Source organism: Paenochrobactrum pullorum, from assembly GCF_041929845.1.
GTDB classification, from domain to species: Bacteria; Pseudomonadota; Alphaproteobacteria; order Rhizobiales; family Rhizobiaceae; genus Paenochrobactrum; species Paenochrobactrum pullorum.
The window spans coordinates 129,071-145,143 of record NZ_JBHEEH010000004.1; the positions used below are offsets into that span (position 1 = coordinate 129,071).

General features: G+C 50.3%; 13 protein-coding genes and 1 other RNA gene. All 14 read left to right on the forward strand.

Annotation, left to right across the window (positions count from 1 at the left end):
• Window positions 1-3 precede the first annotated feature (3 nt).
• The 14 genes from JNC77_RS09250 to murB all read left to right on the forward strand — a co-directional run bounded on the left by JNC77_RS09250 (window position 4) and on the right by murB (window position 16,011).
• Window positions 4-804 (forward strand): N-acetylmuramoyl-L-alanine amidase, encoded by an 801-nt coding sequence (locus JNC77_RS09250; protein WP_374831727.1) that lies wholly within the window; start codon window positions 4-6, stop codon window positions 802-804.
• 330 nt (window positions 805-1,134) lie between these two features.
• The gene (locus JNC77_RS09255; RefSeq protein ID WP_374831729.1) at window positions 1,135-1,770 is read left to right on the forward strand and encodes a lytic transglycosylase domain-containing protein; all 636 of its coding nucleotides are present in this window, start codon (window positions 1,135-1,137) and stop codon (window positions 1,768-1,770) included.
• A gap of 121 nt (window positions 1,771-1,891) precedes the next feature.
• Window positions 1,892-2,315: RNase P RNA component class A (gene rnpB / locus JNC77_RS09260), an RNA gene on the forward strand.
• 289 nt (window positions 2,316-2,604) lie between these two features.
• Entirely contained in the window at window positions 2,605-3,654 is a 1,050-nt protein-coding gene (rsmH, locus tag JNC77_RS09265) for a 16S rRNA (cytosine(1402)-N(4))-methyltransferase RsmH (RefSeq protein WP_374831731.1), read from the forward strand.
• 4 nt (window positions 3,655-3,658) lie between these two features.
• Window positions 3,659-4,057 carry a cell division protein FtsL gene (gene ftsL / locus JNC77_RS09270; RefSeq protein ID WP_374831733.1) on the forward strand — a complete coding sequence of 133 codons (399 nt, stop codon included), beginning with the start codon at window positions 3,659-3,661 and terminating at the stop codon, window positions 4,055-4,057.
• Between the two features lie 95 nt (window positions 4,058-4,152).
• Window positions 4,153-5,823, forward strand: a complete 1,671-nt coding sequence (locus tag JNC77_RS09275; RefSeq protein ID WP_374831863.1) for a peptidoglycan D,D-transpeptidase FtsI family protein — start codon at window positions 4,153-4,155, stop codon at window positions 5,821-5,823.
• Between the two features lie 67 nt (window positions 5,824-5,890).
• Window positions 5,891-7,348, forward strand: coding sequence for a UDP-N-acetylmuramoyl-L-alanyl-D-glutamate--2,6-diaminopimelate ligase (locus JNC77_RS09280; protein ID WP_374831735.1), 1,458 nt, complete (start codon window positions 5,891-5,893; stop codon window positions 7,346-7,348).
• Window positions 7,349-7,350: 2 nt separating this feature from the next.
• Window positions 7,351-8,778: a UDP-N-acetylmuramoylalanyl-D-glutamyl-2,6-diaminopimelate--D-alanyl-D-alanine ligase gene (locus JNC77_RS09285; protein WP_374831737.1), complete on the forward strand. Its 1,428-nt coding sequence runs from the start codon at window positions 7,351-7,353 to the stop codon at window positions 8,776-8,778.
• Between the two features lie 46 nt (window positions 8,779-8,824).
• Window positions 8,825-9,907, forward strand: coding sequence for a phospho-N-acetylmuramoyl-pentapeptide-transferase (gene mraY / locus JNC77_RS09290; protein WP_374831739.1), 1,083 nt, complete (start codon window positions 8,825-8,827; stop codon window positions 9,905-9,907).
• Window positions 9,908-9,935: 28 nt separating this feature from the next.
• The gene (murD, locus tag JNC77_RS09295; protein ID WP_374831741.1) at window positions 9,936-11,339 is read left to right on the forward strand and encodes a UDP-N-acetylmuramoyl-L-alanine--D-glutamate ligase; all 1,404 of its coding nucleotides are present in this window, start codon (window positions 9,936-9,938) and stop codon (window positions 11,337-11,339) included.
• Window positions 11,339-12,487: a putative lipid II flippase FtsW gene (gene ftsW / locus JNC77_RS09300; protein WP_374831743.1), complete on the forward strand. Its 1,149-nt coding sequence runs from the start codon at window positions 11,339-11,341 to the stop codon at window positions 12,485-12,487. The genes murD and ftsW overlap by 1 nt, the downstream gene beginning before the upstream one ends.
• An 8-nt stretch (window positions 12,488-12,495) precedes the next feature.
• Complete coding sequence (gene murG / locus JNC77_RS09305; RefSeq protein WP_374831865.1) at window positions 12,496-13,623, forward strand: undecaprenyldiphospho-muramoylpentapeptide beta-N-acetylglucosaminyltransferase; 1,128 nt, start codon at window positions 12,496-12,498, stop codon at window positions 13,621-13,623.
• Window positions 13,620-15,026: a UDP-N-acetylmuramate--L-alanine ligase gene (murC, locus tag JNC77_RS09310; RefSeq protein WP_374831745.1), complete on the forward strand. Its 1,407-nt coding sequence runs from the start codon at window positions 13,620-13,622 to the stop codon at window positions 15,024-15,026. The genes murG and murC overlap by 4 nt, the downstream gene beginning before the upstream one ends.
• A gap of 4 nt (window positions 15,027-15,030) precedes the next feature.
• A complete protein-coding gene (gene murB, locus JNC77_RS09315; protein WP_374831747.1) occupies window positions 15,031-16,011 on the forward strand; it encodes a UDP-N-acetylmuramate dehydrogenase in 981 nt (326 codons plus the stop codon).
• The last annotated feature ends 62 nt before the right edge of the window (window positions 16,012-16,073 follow it).

Below are 16,073 nucleotides of genomic sequence, written 5' to 3' on the forward strand. Positions count from 1 at the left end.
TGAATGGGCGGGCAGGATATGACGCAATCGCTTGAAGAGCTGGAACTCGTTCAGGCCGATTTTAGTGGTGCCGAACTTGATCCGTCCCCTAATTTTGGCGTGCGTAAAGACGCAAAAACACCCCGTTTTATTATTTTGCATTATACGGGGTTGGAAACAGCACAAGAAGCGGTTGAGATTTTAAAAGATCCGGCGCGCGAAGTTTCTGCCCATTATCTCGTACATGAAGACGGTCGTATCGTGCAGATGGTGTCGGAAAAAGCCCGTGCATGGCATGCAGGTAAAAGTTTCTGGAAGGGCGAGAGCGATATCAACTCTGCTTCCATCGGAATAGAGATTGTCAATGCCGGTGTTTTGCATGATTTTCCAAGCTTTCCGCAGGTGCAGATCGAAGCTGTCATCAAGCTTTGCCAAGACATTACCAAACGTCATCAGATCGAGCCGCATTGTGTGCTGGCACATTCTGATATTGCACCGGATCGTAAAATTGATCCGGGTCAAAATTTTCCGTGGGAGACATTATATGCCGCAGGTGTCGGTCATTATGTCGAGCCGGCCCCCATCAAAGGCGGACGCTTTTTTCAACGCGGAGAATCAGGCCAGCCGGTCGAAGCTTTACAATCGATGCTGGCACTTGTCGGCTATCAAATTACCATTGATGGCGTGTTCGGCGCAGAGACAGAAAGTGTCGTAAATGCGTTTCAGCGGCATTTTCGTCGCCACAAAGTTGATGGAGTCGCTGATGTTTCAACCATTGAGACGCTTTACAAAATACTTTTTTCGTTAAAAAATCTGACTGCTTAATGATTTGATTCATAACGGTTTAATCACGCTCTCGGTGTGAATTATTACAATCTGTAAGATAACTTTACTTTACCGATCAATCTTCGGCTGCATTTTGACGCCAAATCTTACCCCGATCATTTGAGAGTATCCAATTTATTTTGTGAGGTTCTCGTGGGGCCAGTCATACTGCGATCCTTAACAAAAATGGATAATGCGCAGTTTTAATCAGCAAGGATATTCCTAATGATTGCAGTTTTTTAAGCTCGATCACTGAATGGAATATTTTCGAAAGGGACTGAACATTCGCACATCTCCCAAGGTGCGGGTGTTCTTTTAGAACGGTACATTATGAAATTAAAATTTGTTTTTGCTTGCGCCCTCATTGGCGCCGTAGCTAGCTTTAACTTAAATGCTGCGCAGGCATCAAGTCCCACAAACTTGGTGGAACTTTTGAAGTCTAAAGATAGCAAGGCTGTGAAAAAGTCTGATGCGAGCAAGAAATCTGTAAAAACCAACAAACAAGCGCAGACAAAAACAACGGCCAAAGCCAAATATCTGCCGAAGCCTAAAGTGACTAAAAAATCTGCGGTAAAACAAAGCAAGCCGAGCAATACCCGTTATTCGAGCATCATCAATCATTATGCCAGCACTTACGGCGTCAACTCAGCGCTTGCCCATGCGGTTGTGCGTCATGAAAGTAATTTTCAGCCGCATGTACGTGGTCGTGCCGGTGAAATCGGCTTGATGCAGATCAAACTCTCAACAGCGCGCGGCTTGGGTTATACCGGTTCTGCCAAAGGTCTTTATGAACCGAGCACCAATGTGCAATATGGTATGAAATATCTGGCACAGGCGCAAAAGCTTGGTGGCGGCAGCGTGTGCGGCACCATTCTCAAATATAATGCCGGCCATGGTGCCAAGCGCATGAACCCGACTTCTGCCAAATATTGCAGCAATGTACAGGCCTATATGCGCTCGTTCTAAGCTTTATGCAGTTTTGAAGGTTTTCGGTCTTCAAGAGATTGCGTGAATAAAAAGCCGGATTGATTGGTGTGATCCGGCTTTTTTGTTGCCTTTTGTTGCGAAAGAGCATTTAAGGCAGATGTCAGTCGGTTGGGCAGCCGCGCTTGTCATATGTCGAAAGACGGCGAGTGAGGAAAGTCCGGGCTCCATGGAAACACGGTGCCGGGTAACACCCGGCGAGGGTAACCTCAGGGAAAGTGCCACAGAAAGCAAACCGCCCCGTCTCCGGTTGTGTCATTACGGACATAAGCGGTGACGGGGTAAGGGTGAAAGGGTGGGGTAAGAGCCCACCGCATTGCTGGTAACAGTAATGGCAAGGTAAACCCCACCGGGAGCAAGACCGAATAGGGACGGCGTGTTGATTCGAAAGAACCAGCAATCAGTTTCCGGATAGCCGTCCGGGTGGGTTGCATGAGGCGGGTGGCGACATCCGTCCCAGATGAATGGTTGCCACGCCGAGCACTGGCTCGGCCATACAGAACCCGGCTTACAGACCGACTGACATTTTCTCACCGCTGCCGATCTTTTCCGACATTCATATTTTGTGAAAATTTTTTGCGAAAATTTTTGTGTATTGCGGTTTCCGCAGCCCTTGCAGCGCAAAAGACTAACTCTTCATTAAGCTTAATGATGGATAACTAATTCTTGGGGAAACGTGTGCTCAAAAAACACGCTTATCTCAGTTCAATTGCTCGATATGCCGATGCTTGCGGAAGTGAAATGCCTTCAAAAGACAGCAAAATCATAGTTGGAGCCGGATTTAGTGGCGATAACGCGAAAGAAAGGGAGACCGTGATGGCGAACATTGACGCAAAACAGTCTCAGGCTGTGCAGGCTGAAGGCGATTATTCACGTCATATTCCGGTGATGCTCAGCGAAGTGCTGGACGCTTTGCAGGCTAATGAGAATGGTGTGTTCGTAGACGGAACCTTCGGTGCCGGCGGATATTCGCGCGCAATTTTACAAACCGGTGCACGCCTGATCGGTATTGATCGCGATCCCACCGCGATTGCCAATGGCCGTGCGATGGAACAGGAGTTTGCCGGTCGGTTTACACTGGTGCAAAATCGTTTTTCGCAACTGGGTGCAGCTATCGAGCAGGTGCTGGGCGAGGGTAAGCAAGTTGACGGTATCGTGCTTGATATCGGTGTTTCTTCGATGCAGATCGACGAAGCGGATCGCGGCTTTTCTTTTCAAAAAGATGGACCCCTTGATATGCGTATGTCGGTCGAAGGCCCCAGTGCTGCTGATGTGGTCAATCGTTTGAAGACCGGCGATTTAGCGCGTATTTTTAATTTTCTTGGCGAAGAACGTCATGCCGGTCGCATTGCGCGCATGATTGAGAAACGCCGTGCGGTTGAGCCATTTACCCGCACACTTGATTTAGCCAATGCGATTGAAATGCTGGTGGGACGCCATCCTAAAGATCGTATTCATCCGGCAACCCGCGTGTTTCAGGCATTGCGCGTTTATGTCAATGAAGAGCTGAATGAATTGGCAGATGCGCTGATCGCCGCTGAAGAACGGTTGAAGCCAGGTGGGCGTCTCGTCGTGGTGACATTCCACTCACTGGAAGACCGCATTGTCAAACGCTTCTTTGCCGACCGCGCCGGTGGCAGCGGTGGATCACGTCATATGCCGGAAGTCTATGAACGCCGGCCAAGTTTCACATCTGTCGTGAAGGGGGCCGTGAGCGCCAATGAAGAAGAATCAAACCGTAATCCACGGGCAAGATCAGCAAAATTGCGGGCCGGAATGCGTACAGACGCGCCGTCAATGGCGGCAGATTACGCGCTTTTTGGTTTGCCGAAATTGCCTGACACCCAAGACCTGAGCAGGAGTTGAGCCAGTGCTGCGCACTTTTGACCTTATTCTGATTGCGGCAATGTTGGTGGCGGCGACTGTCACTTACAAGATCAAATATGATTCCGAAAAACAGATAGTTGTCATCAATAAGCTGAAACGCCAGATCGCGTCGGAAAAAGATACGATTACCCTGCTGCGCGCCGATTGGAGCCTCATGACGCAACCTGGTCGTTTGCAAAATCTGGTTGATGTTTATGCCAAAGAACTGAGCTTACAAAATATCGATGCCAAGCAGATTGTGCAGTTCAATGAAATTCCTAATCGTCCTGTTGATGAAATCGAAAAGCTGATTTCAGGTAGTGATGCATTGATCGCCAATAATATGACCGGCATCGACCGTATGGCCACCGGCAGCGTCAACCCTGCAAAAGCGGGGCAGTAGTCATGCGTTGGAAGGGCTCGAAAAAAAATAAAGCCGAGGTCACTGGCTATACTGATTTTTCAGCTGAAGGTCAGGAAGTGAAAGTTGCCGGCAATATGGCTTTTGACGGCAATCGCAAAAAATACGGCAACCGCGCCCGTAACCGTTTGATCATGGCGATGACCTGTTTCATCGCTATTTATGGCGTTATTGGTGGTAAACTGGTTTATTTTGGATTGCAAAGCGACCGCGAAGAAGGATATCGCGCATCAGCTGCCCATAATTTGGCAGCGCGTCCTGATATTTTGGATCGCAATGGTGAAATTCTGGCCACCGATATCAAGACCGCTTCGCTTTATGCCGAGCCAAAGCGTATTATTGATCCGGACGAAACAATTGAGCTTCTCTCGACCGTTTTGCCTGATCTTGATTGGGAAGCAACTTATAAGAAGCTGAAAAGCGGCTCCGGTTTTGCATGGATCAAACGTGGCTTAACCCCGCGCCAGCAAAGCCAGATTATGGCGCTTGGTGTGCCGGGCATTGGGTTTAGAACTGAAACCAAACGCTTTTATCCGGGCGGGCCAACGGCTTCGCATATTCTCGGTCTCGTTAATATCGACAATCAGGGGATTGCCGGTATGGAGAAATATATTGATTCAGCCGGATTGAGTGATCTGCGCTCTACGGGTCTTGTGAGCGAACAAAATCTTGAGCCGATCAAATTGTCGATTGATATCCGCGTGCAACACATTATGCGCGACGAGTTGGAAAAGGCGATGGAGAAATACCGCGCCATTGCTGCCGGTGCTGTTGTGCTTAATGTAAAAACCGGCGAAGTGCTGGCGATGTCATCATTGCCGGATTTTGATCCGAACAATCCGGTCAATGCGCTGGAAAAAGACCGCCTCAACCGTATGTCTGCCGGTACTTACGAGATGGGGTCAACCATTAAAACCTTTACCACGGCGATGGCGCTTGATTCCGGATTGTTTAACATCAATTCCAAATTTGATGCGACCCGTCCGATGGTGTTTGGTCGTCAGACCATCCGTGACTTCCACGGTAAAGCCCGCTGGCTGACATTGGCGGAAGTCTTTATTTACTCCTCCAATATTGGTTCGGGTAAAGAAGCCGATGCGGTTGGTATTGAAGGTCACCGCAATTTCTTGAAGCGCATTGGTTTGCTTGACCGCATGCAGACGGAGCTGCCGGAAGTGGCACGTCCTGTAGAGCCGCGCGTTTGGAAGAAGGTTCATTCGATGACCATTTCATTTGGTCACGGCATGATGACAACACCGCTGCAAACAGCTGTCGGCTCGGCAGCTTTGATGAATGGCGGCAAGCTTATTCAGCCGACATTCTTAAAGCGCTCACAAGCCGAAGCCGATCAGGTTGCCGTTCAAGTGGTTTCGCCGAAGGTGAGTGAAGATATGCGTTATCTTTATCGCCTCAATGCCGAAATCGGTTCCGGTCGTCGTGCGGAAGTTAAAGGTTATCGTGTCGGTGGGAAAACCGGTACGGCGGAAAAGGTCGTGAATGGTAAATATGCCAATAATGTGCGTTTTAACGCCTTTTTGGCAGCTTTTCCGATGGATGATCCGACCTATGTGGTTTTGACCATTATTGATGAGCCGAAACCGGAAGAAGGTATGTATAGTGCGACCGCAGGTTTGAACGCTGCTCCGATGGTCGCTAATATTATTCGTCGATCAGCATCATTTTTGGGTGTAAAGCCTGATTTTAAACAGGATACCACTTCAACAGTAGTCTCATATGGTAATGACTGATTCGCGCTCGTAACAAAAAAAGTTACAGGCCGCGATGAGGCTGTCAGCAAACAGGGTCTGGAACATTATGAAATTGAAAGAAATCGCGGCATTCTCGAATATTTTGAGCCCGGAAATCGCAGATATCGCAATTACAGGTGTGACGTCAGATTCGCGTAAAGTGCAGACGGGTTATTTGTTCGCGGCTCTCAAAGGCGTAAAAGCCGATGGTGGTCAATTTATTGCCGATGCGATTGCCCGCGGTGCCGCGGCTGTAATTACTGATGAAGACCATGCTGGTGGTTTGAGTGTCCCGCAGATTAAAACTACCGATCCGCGTCTGGCTTTATCGCAGGCAGCAAGCGCTTTTTATAACAAACAACCGGATGTGATGGTGGCTGTGACCGGCACCAGCGGTAAAACATCGGTTGCTTCTTTCGCCCGTCAGATTTGGGAATATGCAGGTTTTGCCGCTGCTAATATCGGTACGACCGGTGTTTTCTCGCCAACACGCAGTGATTATAATTCGCTGACCACGCCTGATCCGGTGGAATTGCATCGTGTTTTGGTAGAGCTTGCCGATGAAGGTGTGACCCATGCGGCGATGGAGGCTTCTTCCCACGGGCTTGATCAGCGTCGTCTGGACGGCGTGAAATTGTCGGCTGCTGCATTTACCAATCTTGGCCGTGATCATATGGATTATCATGCGACCATTGATGACTATCTGGCTGCAAAAATGCGTCTTTTTACCGAAGTTTTGCCTAAAAATGCGCCAGCTATTTTCTTTGCCGATGATGTTTATTCGGAAAAAGCTATTGAAATTGCGCGTCAGGCTGGCTGCAATATCAAGACCGTTGGCCGTAAAGGTGACTTTATCAAACTGAAGCGTTTGGAGCATGAACGTTTCCGTCAGCATATTGAAGTCGCCATTAATGACGAGATTTTTGAAGTCAGTCTGCCATTGGCCGGTGAGTTTCAGGTGGCCAATGCTTTGATTGCGGCAGCGCTTGCCATTGAAACAGGGGTTCCGCCACAAGCAGCAATGAAGGCGCTTGAGCGTCTCAAAGGTGCGCCGGGTCGTCTTGATTTGGTGGGCTCGACTGAAAATGGCGCGCTCGCTTATGTCGATTATGCCCATAAGCCTGATGCGTTGGAAAATGTGCTGACATCGGTACGTCCGTTCACGACAGGGCGTATTATCGTGGTCTTTGGTTGCGGCGGTGATCGTGATAAGGGTAAACGCCCGATTATGGGTGAAATTGCAACGCGTTTGGCAGATGTGGTGATTGTCACCGACGATAATCCACGCACTGAAGTGCCGGAAGTGATCCGACAGGAAATCATGGTGGCGGCACCTAATGTGCAGGAAATTGGTGATCGCAAACAGGCAATTCAGGCCGCCGTTGCGATGATGAATACAGGCGACACATTAATTGTTGCCGGTAAAGGGCATGAAGAAGGCCAGACGGTTGGAGATAAGGTATTGCCGTTCTCCGATCACAGCGAAATCGCATTGGCGCTTCAGGCTCGTCAGAAGGAAGATTAAGAATGAGCCAGTGGCTGTGGACAGCTGATGAAATGGTCAAGGCAATGGAAGGGCGCCCGTTTGGCACCCTTCCAAAAGGCATAACAGGCATTTCTATTGATACCCGCTCTCTGAAAGAGGGCGAGGCGTTTTTTGCCATTAAAGGTGATAAATTCGACGGTCATGATTTTGCCACCCACGCGATGGCAGCAGGTGCGAGTCTGATGGTCGTTGCCGAAAAGCGTTTGGCGGCTTTCGGCAATTTGCAGGTGCCGATGATTGTGGTGGAAGATGTGTTGGAAGCGCTGACCCGTTTGGGGATTGCTGCGCGCAAACGCTCACAAGCACAAATCATTGCCGTGACCGGTTCGGTTGGAAAAACCACCAGCAAGGAAGCATTGCGTCATGTATTGAGCAGGTCCGGAACGGTGCATGCTTCTGTTGCCTCTTTCAATAATCATTGGGGCGTACCGCTGACTTTGGCGCGGATGCCACGCGATATTGATTACGGCATTTTTGAAATCGGTATGAACCATCCCGATGAAATTCGTCCATTGGTGAAAATGGTGCGTCCGCATGTGGCGATGATCACGCTCATTGCACCGGCGCATTTAGGCCAATTTGCTAATCTGGAAGCCATTGCCACAGCAAAGGGCGAAATTTTTGAAGGCATTGTGCCGGGCGGTTATGCCCTGCTCAACCGTGATGACAAACGCTTCAAGCAGTTGGAAGCTCTGGCTGAAGAAGCAGGTGTCGAGCATGTCGTGACCTTTGGCGAAAATGCGCAAGCAGATTACCGTCTCAACAGGCTCGAATTGCATCCGACTTATTCCGATATTGAAATGCGCATTGGCAAGAAAACTTTGGCGGTCAAAATTGGTGCGCCAGGTCGTCATATCGTGCAGAACATGCTGGGCGTGATCGGTGCGGCTCATCTTGTTGGTGCGGATATGGAAAAAGTTATTGCGGCACTGGCTGATTTGCAGGCGGAAAAGGGGCGCGGCGCTACCTATAAACTGCGTTGCGGGGATGGCACATTCACACTGATTGATGAAAGCTATAACGCCAATCCGACCTCGATGCGTGCCGCCCTTGTACTGCTACAATCGGTTGAACCGCAAGAGGGTGGTCGCCGCATTGCGGTGCTTGGGGATATGCTGGAGCTTGGCCGTCAATCGGGTAAACTTCATGCCGATCTTGCCCGACCGATTGTCGATGCGGACGTGAACGCCCTTTATATCGGCGGCGCTGAAATGGCAGTGCTGAAATCAGCGATGCCTGTTGAAGTTCATGTTGAATACGGGCAGAGCGTCAATGAATTATTGCCGGTTGTGCTCAATGATATTCGTGCAGGTGATGTGGTGATGGTCAAATCATCCATGTCGATTGCGTTTTCTAAAATTGTGAAAGCCCTGATTACCCGCTACCCGCCAGCAGAGGCAGTGGAATAAAGATTGGGGAATAATAAAAAATGATGCCTGTAAGGATAAGCTGCCCATGCTGATGCTCTTAACATTTTTTGCTGACCATGTGGCACCATTAAACGTGTTTCGCTACATCACGTTTCGTACCGGCGGTGCGATGATTACCTCGGCGCTGATCGTCTTTTTGTTCGGTCCGCGTATCATTGATGCCTTGCGTGTGCGTCAGGGGCGTGGTCAGCCGATCCGTGCAGATGGCCCGCAGACCCATTTCAAAAAAGCCGGTACACCGACAATGGGCGGCTTGATGATCATGACCGGTATTCTGGTCTCATCGCTATTATGGGCTAATCTTTCCAGCGTTTATGTCTGGGTTGTGCTGATGGTATCGGTCGGGTTTGGCGCGATTGGTTTTTATGATGATTATCTGAAAGTGACAAAGCAGACCGATAAAGGCTTTTCCGGCAAGTCCCGGTTAGGATTAGAATTTCTGATCGCCGGTATTGCTGCATGGTTCATTATGAGCGCAGGGCAGGAGCCATTTTCATCTTCGCTGACATTCCCGTTTGTAAAAACATTTGTTTTGAATCTTGGTCTCTTCTTTATCCCGGTTGCAGCCTTTGTCATGGTTGGTGCCGGTAATGCGGTGAACCTTACCGATGGTCTGGATGGCTTGGCGATTGTGCCTGTGATGGTGGCTGCTGCTTCTTTCGGTCTGATTGCTTATCTCTCCGGTAATGCGATTTTTGCTGATTATCTGCAGATCCACTTTGTGCCGGGTACGGGTGAATTGTCTGTGGTGCTTGGCGCGGTGATTGGTGCCGGTCTTGGCTTCCTTTGGTTCAATGCACCGCCTGCTGCAATTTTCATGGGCGACACCGGTTCATTGGCGCTTGGCGGCATGTTGGGTGCAGTTGCTGTTGCGACCAAGCACGAGATCGTACTGGCAATTATCGGCGGTTTGTTTGTGGTGGAAGCGCTTTCCGTCATCATTCAGGTTGGGTCTTTCAAGTTGACCGGCAAGCGGGTGTTCCTGATGGCACCGATCCATCACCATTTTGAGAAAAAAGGCTGGACGGAAAGTCAGGTCGTGATCCGTTTCTGGATTGTGGCGATCATTCTGGCCATGATTGGTCTTTCTACATTGAAGCTCCGTTAAGGGCATTTAAACTCGATAGGCACCTGCAATGATCCCGATCACCGCATTAAAAGATAAAACCATTGCCCTTTTTGGTTTAGGGGGATCGGGTCTTGCGACTGCCAAGGCTATTGTGGCTGGAGGCGCGCAGATCATTGCATGGGATGATAATCCGCAAAGTGTTGCCAAGGCGCAGGCTGAAGGCATCGCCACCGGTGATTTACGTCTGGCAGACTGGTCGCAGTTTTCTGCCCTTGTTTTGTCGCCCGGTGTGCCGCTGACCCATCCAAAACCGCATTGGACAGTGCAACTGGCTGAAGATGCCGGTGTCGAGATTATTGGTGATGTGGAATTATTTGTGCGTGAACGTCAGCTTTTGGCGCCGGATTGCCCTTTTATTGCCATTACCGGCACGAATGGAAAATCCACCACAACAGCCCTGATTGCTCATATTTTAAAGTCGGCTGGCCGTGATATGCAGCTTGGTGGCAATATCGGCACTGCGATTTTAACTTTGGATGCACCAGCGGCAGACAAGTTTTATGTGGTTGAGTGTTCGTCTTATCAGATTGATCTGGCACCATCACTTAATCCGAGTGCCGGTATTTTATTGAATTTAACGCCTGACCATCTCGACCGTCATGGCACGATGGACAATTATGCCGCGATTAAAGCGCGGCTGGTGGCGCAAAGCGATGTAGCGATTATCGGTGTTGATGATGATTACTGTGTGAAAATTGCCGATAGTTTGGCGGTAAAAGGCGATCATCTTATTCGTATTTCGAAAGATAAGCCGCTGCAAAACGGCTATTTTGCTAAAGAATCAGAGCTTTTCTATGCGCGTTCCGGCGATGTGAAATCATTAGGCTCGCTGCAATCGATTGGCTCACTACGTGGCAGCCATAATGCACAAAATGCTTTGGCGGCGATTGCAGCTTGCATGAGCGTTGGTTTGAGCCCCTCAGAAATTGAAACAGGTTTGCAAAGCTTTCCGGGGCTTGCGCATCGCATGGAGCAGGTGGCGCGCCGTGGCAAAGTATTGTTTGTCAATGATTCCAAAGCGACCAATGCGGAAGCCACGGCACCGGCTTTATCTTCATTTGCCAAAAATATTTACTGGATTGTCGGTGGTGTGCCGAAGGCCGGTGGCATTGAAGCCTTGCGCGAATTTTTCCCGCGCATTGCCAAAGCCTATCTGATCGGTGAATCGGCTGCTGCTTTTGCTGCCACGTTGGGCAATGATGTTGTTTATGAAATTTCTGATACATTAGAGGTTGCCGTTACCCACGCAGCGCAGGATGCGGGAGCCGATGCGGCGCAGGAGCCGGTTGTGCTTTTGTCGCCAGCTTGCGCCAGTTTTGATCAGTTTCAAAACTTTGAAAAACGCGGCGATGCATTTCGTAATTTTGTGTTTTCTTTGGCTGGCACGAGAAAGATTGAAGGGGCAAACTGATGGTAAGTCGTGTTGACCGTGGCCCTGTTGCAAATTGGTGGTGGACGATTGATCGCTACTTTCTTGCCGCCTGTTTGAGCCTGATGGGGTTAGGCATTTTGCTGTCTTTTGCGGCAAGCCCTGCGGTTGCCGAACGCATCGGCCTCGATAGTTTTCACTTTGTTGAACGTCAGACTTTTTTCATGGTTCCGGCGGTGGTTATCATGATCGGCGTGTCTTTTTGCTCGCCGCGGGAAATTCGCCGTTATTCGCTGATCCTGTTGATCGGGGCACTGCTGATGATGGTGGCCGCATTATTCATCGGCGTTGAGGTTAAAGGGGCGCGACGCTGGATCTCTATTCTAGGCATTTCCATTCAGCCCTCAGAATTTATGAAACCCGCTTTTGTGGTGATTTGCGCCTGGCTTTTTGCCGAGCAGCAGCGCCGCTCCGACATTCCGGGCAATTTCTTCGCCATGCTTTTATGCGGGCTGGTAGTTGGCCTTTTGGTGTTGCAGCCGGATTTCGGGCAAACCATGCTGACAGCAGGCACATGGGGCGGTATGTTCTTTCTGGCAGGATTGAACATGTTTTGGATTTTGCTGCTTGGTGTTATCGGTGCTGTTGGCGCTTTCGGCGCTTATATGTTTTTCCCGCATGTGGCTGGCCGTATTGATCGCTTCATGACCGGTGAGGGTGACACGTTTCAGGTAGATAGCGGACGCGAAGCGATTTTGCGCGGTGGTTGGTTTGGTCAGGGGCCGGGCGAGGGTACCGTCAAACGTATCATTCCTGATAGTCACACCGACTTTATCTTTTCTGTGGCAGCAGAAGAATATGGCATTATCCTGTGCCTGCTCATCATGTTGCTTTTTGCCTTCATTGTGGTGCGTGGACTGTTGATTGCACAGCGCCAGAATGATCCGTTCAGCCGTCTGGCGATTTCCGGTGTGGTCATTCTGTTCGGCTTCCAGTCGGTCATTAATATGGCGGTGAATTTGCACCTGATGCCTGCTAAAGGTATGACATTACCGTTTATTTCTTATGGTGGTTCGTCTCTGATCGCGATTGCCATCACGATGGGCATTCTGCTGGCCTTAACACGCCGCCGTCCGGAAGGTCGTATGTCGGCAACAGTTCGTATGGGGACACAGGCACCGGCTCTGTGAGAAAAATGATGCAAAAAGATGTGATCGTGCTTGCTGCCGGCGGTACTGGTGGTCATCTGTTCCCGGCCGAAGCCTTGGCTTATGAACTGACCGCACGCGGTTATGATGTGCATCTGGCAACTGATGCCAGAGCACAGCGCTTTTCCGGTGCATTTGCGGCCGACCATGTGCATGTGATCCGCTCGGCAACTTTGTCGGGGCGCAATCCTATCGCCATTGCCCGCACCATGTGGGAATTATGGCGCGGTAATCTCGACAGCCGTTCTTTATTCAAAAAGTTAAAACCGAAACTGGTGGTGGGCTTTGGTGGTTATCCGACCTTGCCACCGCTTTATGCGGCGCATCGTATGAATATCCCGACCCTTATTCATGAGCAAAATGCGGTGATGGGGCGTGCCAATAAAGGTTTGGCTGCGCGTGTTCAGGCAATAGCGGGCGGCTTTTTGTCGGAAGGCAAAGGTGCATTCGCCGATAAAATCATCACCACCGGCAATCCGGTGCGCCCACCTGTCGTTGCAGCAGCGAAACAGCCTTATCAACTCTCAGGCGGCAATGAGCGTTTTCATTTGCTGGTTTTTGGTGGCAGTCAGGGTGCGCAATATTTCAGCCAAGCAGTTCCGGCAGCCATTGCTTTATTGCCGAAAGCATATCAGGCACGCTTGCTGATTGCTCAACAGGCACGTCCTGAAGATCAGGAAACTGTCACCGCGATTTATGAAAAACTAGGTGTGGGGGCGCAGGTCGCGCCATTCTTCAGTGATTTGCCGGCACGTCAGGCTGATGCACAATTTATCATTGCGCGCTCTGGTGCATCCACCGTTTCGGAAATTGCCGCCATTGGCCGTCCGGCGATTTTGGTGCCGTTTCCTCACGCGCTTGACCATGACCAATCCGCCAATGCCGAAGCGCTGGCAGATGTGGGGGGTGCTCAAGTGATCAAGCAAACAGAATTATCGCCACAAAAACTGGCGGAAATACTTCAAGCCGCTATGGATGAGCCGCAACGATTAATGAAAATGGCGGAAGCTGCAAAAACTGCCGGCAAACTTGATGCAACACGGTTGCTTGCCGATCTGGCAGAGGTTATTGCAGCTGGTAAGTCAGTGAAAGATTATAAGGAAGGACTGCGTCGATGAAGATGCCGTTAAATATCGGGCTCGTACATTTTGTCGGTATTGGCGGCATTGGGATGAGCGGTATTGCCGAAGTGCTGCACAATCTTGGTTATAAAGTGCAGGGCTCCGATCAGGCAGATGGCGCTAATGTGCAGCGTCTGCGTGAAAAGGGCATCGAGGTTTTTGTCGGCCATAAAGCCGAAAATTTGGGCGATGCGGATGTGGTGGTGGTTTCCACTGCCATCAAGCCTAGCAATCCGGAGCTGATGGCAGCGCGCGAGAAATTACTGCCGGTTGTGCGCCGCGCTGAAATGCTGGCCGAATTGATGCGTTTCCGTCATGCGATTGCCATTGGCGGCACGCATGGCAAAACCACCACCACATCAATGGTTGCGGCATTGCTTGATGCGGGCAAACTCGATCCGACCGTGATTAATGGCGGTATCATCAATGCCTATGGCACCAATGCACGTATGGGTGACGGCGACTGGATGGTGGTGGAAGCTGACGAAAGTGACGGCACTTTCCTGAAACTGCCTGCCGATATTGCGGTGATTACCAATATCGATCCGGAGCATCTGGATCATTATGGTTCTTTCGACAATGTGCGCGCGGCTTTTCGCCAGTTCGTTGAGAATGTGCCTTTCTATGGTTTTGGCGTTATGTGCCTTGATCATCCTGAAGTGCAGGCACTTGTCAGCCGTATTGAAGATCGCCGCATCATCACATACGGTCACAATCCGCAGGCGGATGTGCGTTATATCAACCATCATATGGACGGTGCGACAAGCGTGTTTGACGTGCAGATCCGCTCCCGCAAGGGCGATGTGGTGCTGATCGAAGGTCTGCGCCTGCCAATGCCGGGCATGCATAATGTCTCCAATGCGACCGCCGCGATTGCGGTGGCTTATGAGCTTGGCATTTCAGCAGAAGATATTGTTAAAGGTCTTGGTGCCTTTGGCGGTGTGAAGCGTCGTTTTACCCATACCGGTTCATGGAATGGCGTTGAAGTCTTTGACGATTACGGACATCATCCGGTGGAAATCCGCGCGGTGCTGAATGCGGCACGTGCTGCCACCAAGGGTCGCGTGGTGGCAATTGTTCAGCCGCATCGCTATACGCGTCTGCACAGCCTTTATGATGAATTTGCAACCTGCTTCAATGACGCCGATACTGTGATTGTGGCGCCGGTCTATACCGCTGGCGAAGAACCGATTGAAGGCGTTGATTCACCAAATCTCGTTTCACGGATTAAAACCGCCGGTCATCGTGATGCACGCTTTGCCGCTGGAGCTGAAAACTTGGCGCCTATAGTGCATGAGATTGCACGCCCAGGTGATTTTGTTATCTGCTTGGGTGCGGGCAATATCACTCAATGGGCTTATGCGCTGCCTGACGAGTTGGCTGCACTGGATAAGGCATAAAAACATGGAAAGCGGAGAGCTTCTTCTGGCGCGTTTGGGTGACCGTTTAAAAGGTCTGCGCGGTAAGATGACAGTTGATGCCGGAATGGACAAAATCACCTGGTTTCGTACCGGTGGTCCGGCACAAGTGTTCTTTCAACCAGCCGATGAAGAAGACCTCGCTTTATTTTTAAGATCATTGCCGGAAGAGGTTCCGCTGATGGTTGTCGGCATCGGCTCCAACCTAATGGTGCGTGATGGCGGCATACCGGGGTTTGTTGTGCGGTTAGGTGCAAAAGGCTTCGGTACCGTCGAGCAAGTGAGTGACACGCGTCTGAAGGCCGGAGCTGCGGCAACCGACAAGCGGCTGGCGGCTTCCGCCTTGGAGGCGCAGCTTGCAGGGTTTCATTTTTATAGCGGTATTCCGGGCGGGCTTGGCGGCGCGTTGCGGATGAATGCCGGTGCCAATGGCGTTGAAACTTGCGAACGCGTTGTAGAGGTGCGTGCGCTCGACAGAAAAGGCAATCTGCATGTTTTGAGCAATGCCGATATGGGCTATAGCTATCGCAATTCTTCTGTGCCCTCGGATCTGATTTTCACCTCCGCTATTCTGGAAGGGAAGAAGGGCGAGCCTGAAACTATTCGCCAAGCGATGGACGAGGTTTTGCATCACCGTGAAACCGTTCAGCCGGTGCGGGAGAAAACCGGCGGCTCGACGTTTAAAAATCCTGAAGGTACGTCTGCCTGGAAGGAAATCGACAAAGCAGGTTGCCGAGGTTTGCGTATTGGTGATGCGCAGATGTCGGTCATGCATTGTAATTTCATGATCAATAATGGCGAGGCCAGCGGCTTTGATCTGGAACGTTTAGGTGAAACCGTAAGGGCAAAGGTACTGGAAAATTCCGGTATTTTGCTGGAATGGGAAATCAAACGCATTGGTTTGTTTGGCGAAGGTCAGAGCCTGTTTGAACTGCAGGTTGCAGAAGATGCGGTTGTGCTCGCTTAATTGGGTGCATATTTCAATTTATTTTGCATAAATAAATATTTTTTTTGATGCTTATTTTGCCA

What these genes read in the sequence shown, in the direction of transcription:
- JNC77_RS09250 (WP_374831727.1), top strand. Translation starts at nt 4, where the DNA reads ATGGGCGGGCAGGATATGACGCAATCGCTTGAAGAGCTGGAACTCGTT.
- JNC77_RS09255 (WP_374831729.1), top strand. Translation starts at nt 1,135, where the DNA reads ATGAAATTAAAATTTGTTTTTGCTTGCGCCCTCATTGGCGCCGTAGCT.
- rsmH (WP_374831731.1), top strand. Translation starts at nt 2,605, where the DNA reads ATGGCGAACATTGACGCAAAACAGTCTCAGGCTGTGCAGGCTGAAGGC.
- JNC77_RS09275 (WP_374831863.1), top strand. Translation starts at nt 4,153, where the DNA reads ATGGCTTTTGACGGCAATCGCAAAAAATACGGCAACCGCGCCCGTAAC.
- JNC77_RS09280 (WP_374831735.1), top strand. Translation starts at nt 5,891, where the DNA reads ATGAAATTGAAAGAAATCGCGGCATTCTCGAATATTTTGAGCCCGGAA.
- JNC77_RS09285 (WP_374831737.1), top strand. Translation starts at nt 7,351, where the DNA reads ATGAGCCAGTGGCTGTGGACAGCTGATGAAATGGTCAAGGCAATGGAA.
- mraY (WP_374831739.1), top strand. Translation starts at nt 8,825, where the DNA reads ATGCTGATGCTCTTAACATTTTTTGCTGACCATGTGGCACCATTAAAC.
- murD (WP_374831741.1), top strand. Translation starts at nt 9,936, where the DNA reads ATGATCCCGATCACCGCATTAAAAGATAAAACCATTGCCCTTTTTGGT.
- ftsW (WP_374831743.1), top strand. Translation starts at nt 11,339, where the DNA reads ATGGTAAGTCGTGTTGACCGTGGCCCTGTTGCAAATTGGTGGTGGACG.
- murG (WP_374831865.1), top strand. Translation starts at nt 12,496, where the DNA reads ATGCAAAAAGATGTGATCGTGCTTGCTGCCGGCGGTACTGGTGGTCAT.
- murC (WP_374831745.1), top strand. Translation starts at nt 13,620, where the DNA reads ATGAAGATGCCGTTAAATATCGGGCTCGTACATTTTGTCGGTATTGGC.
- murB (WP_374831747.1), top strand. Translation starts at nt 15,031, where the DNA reads ATGGAAAGCGGAGAGCTTCTTCTGGCGCGTTTGGGTGACCGTTTAAAA.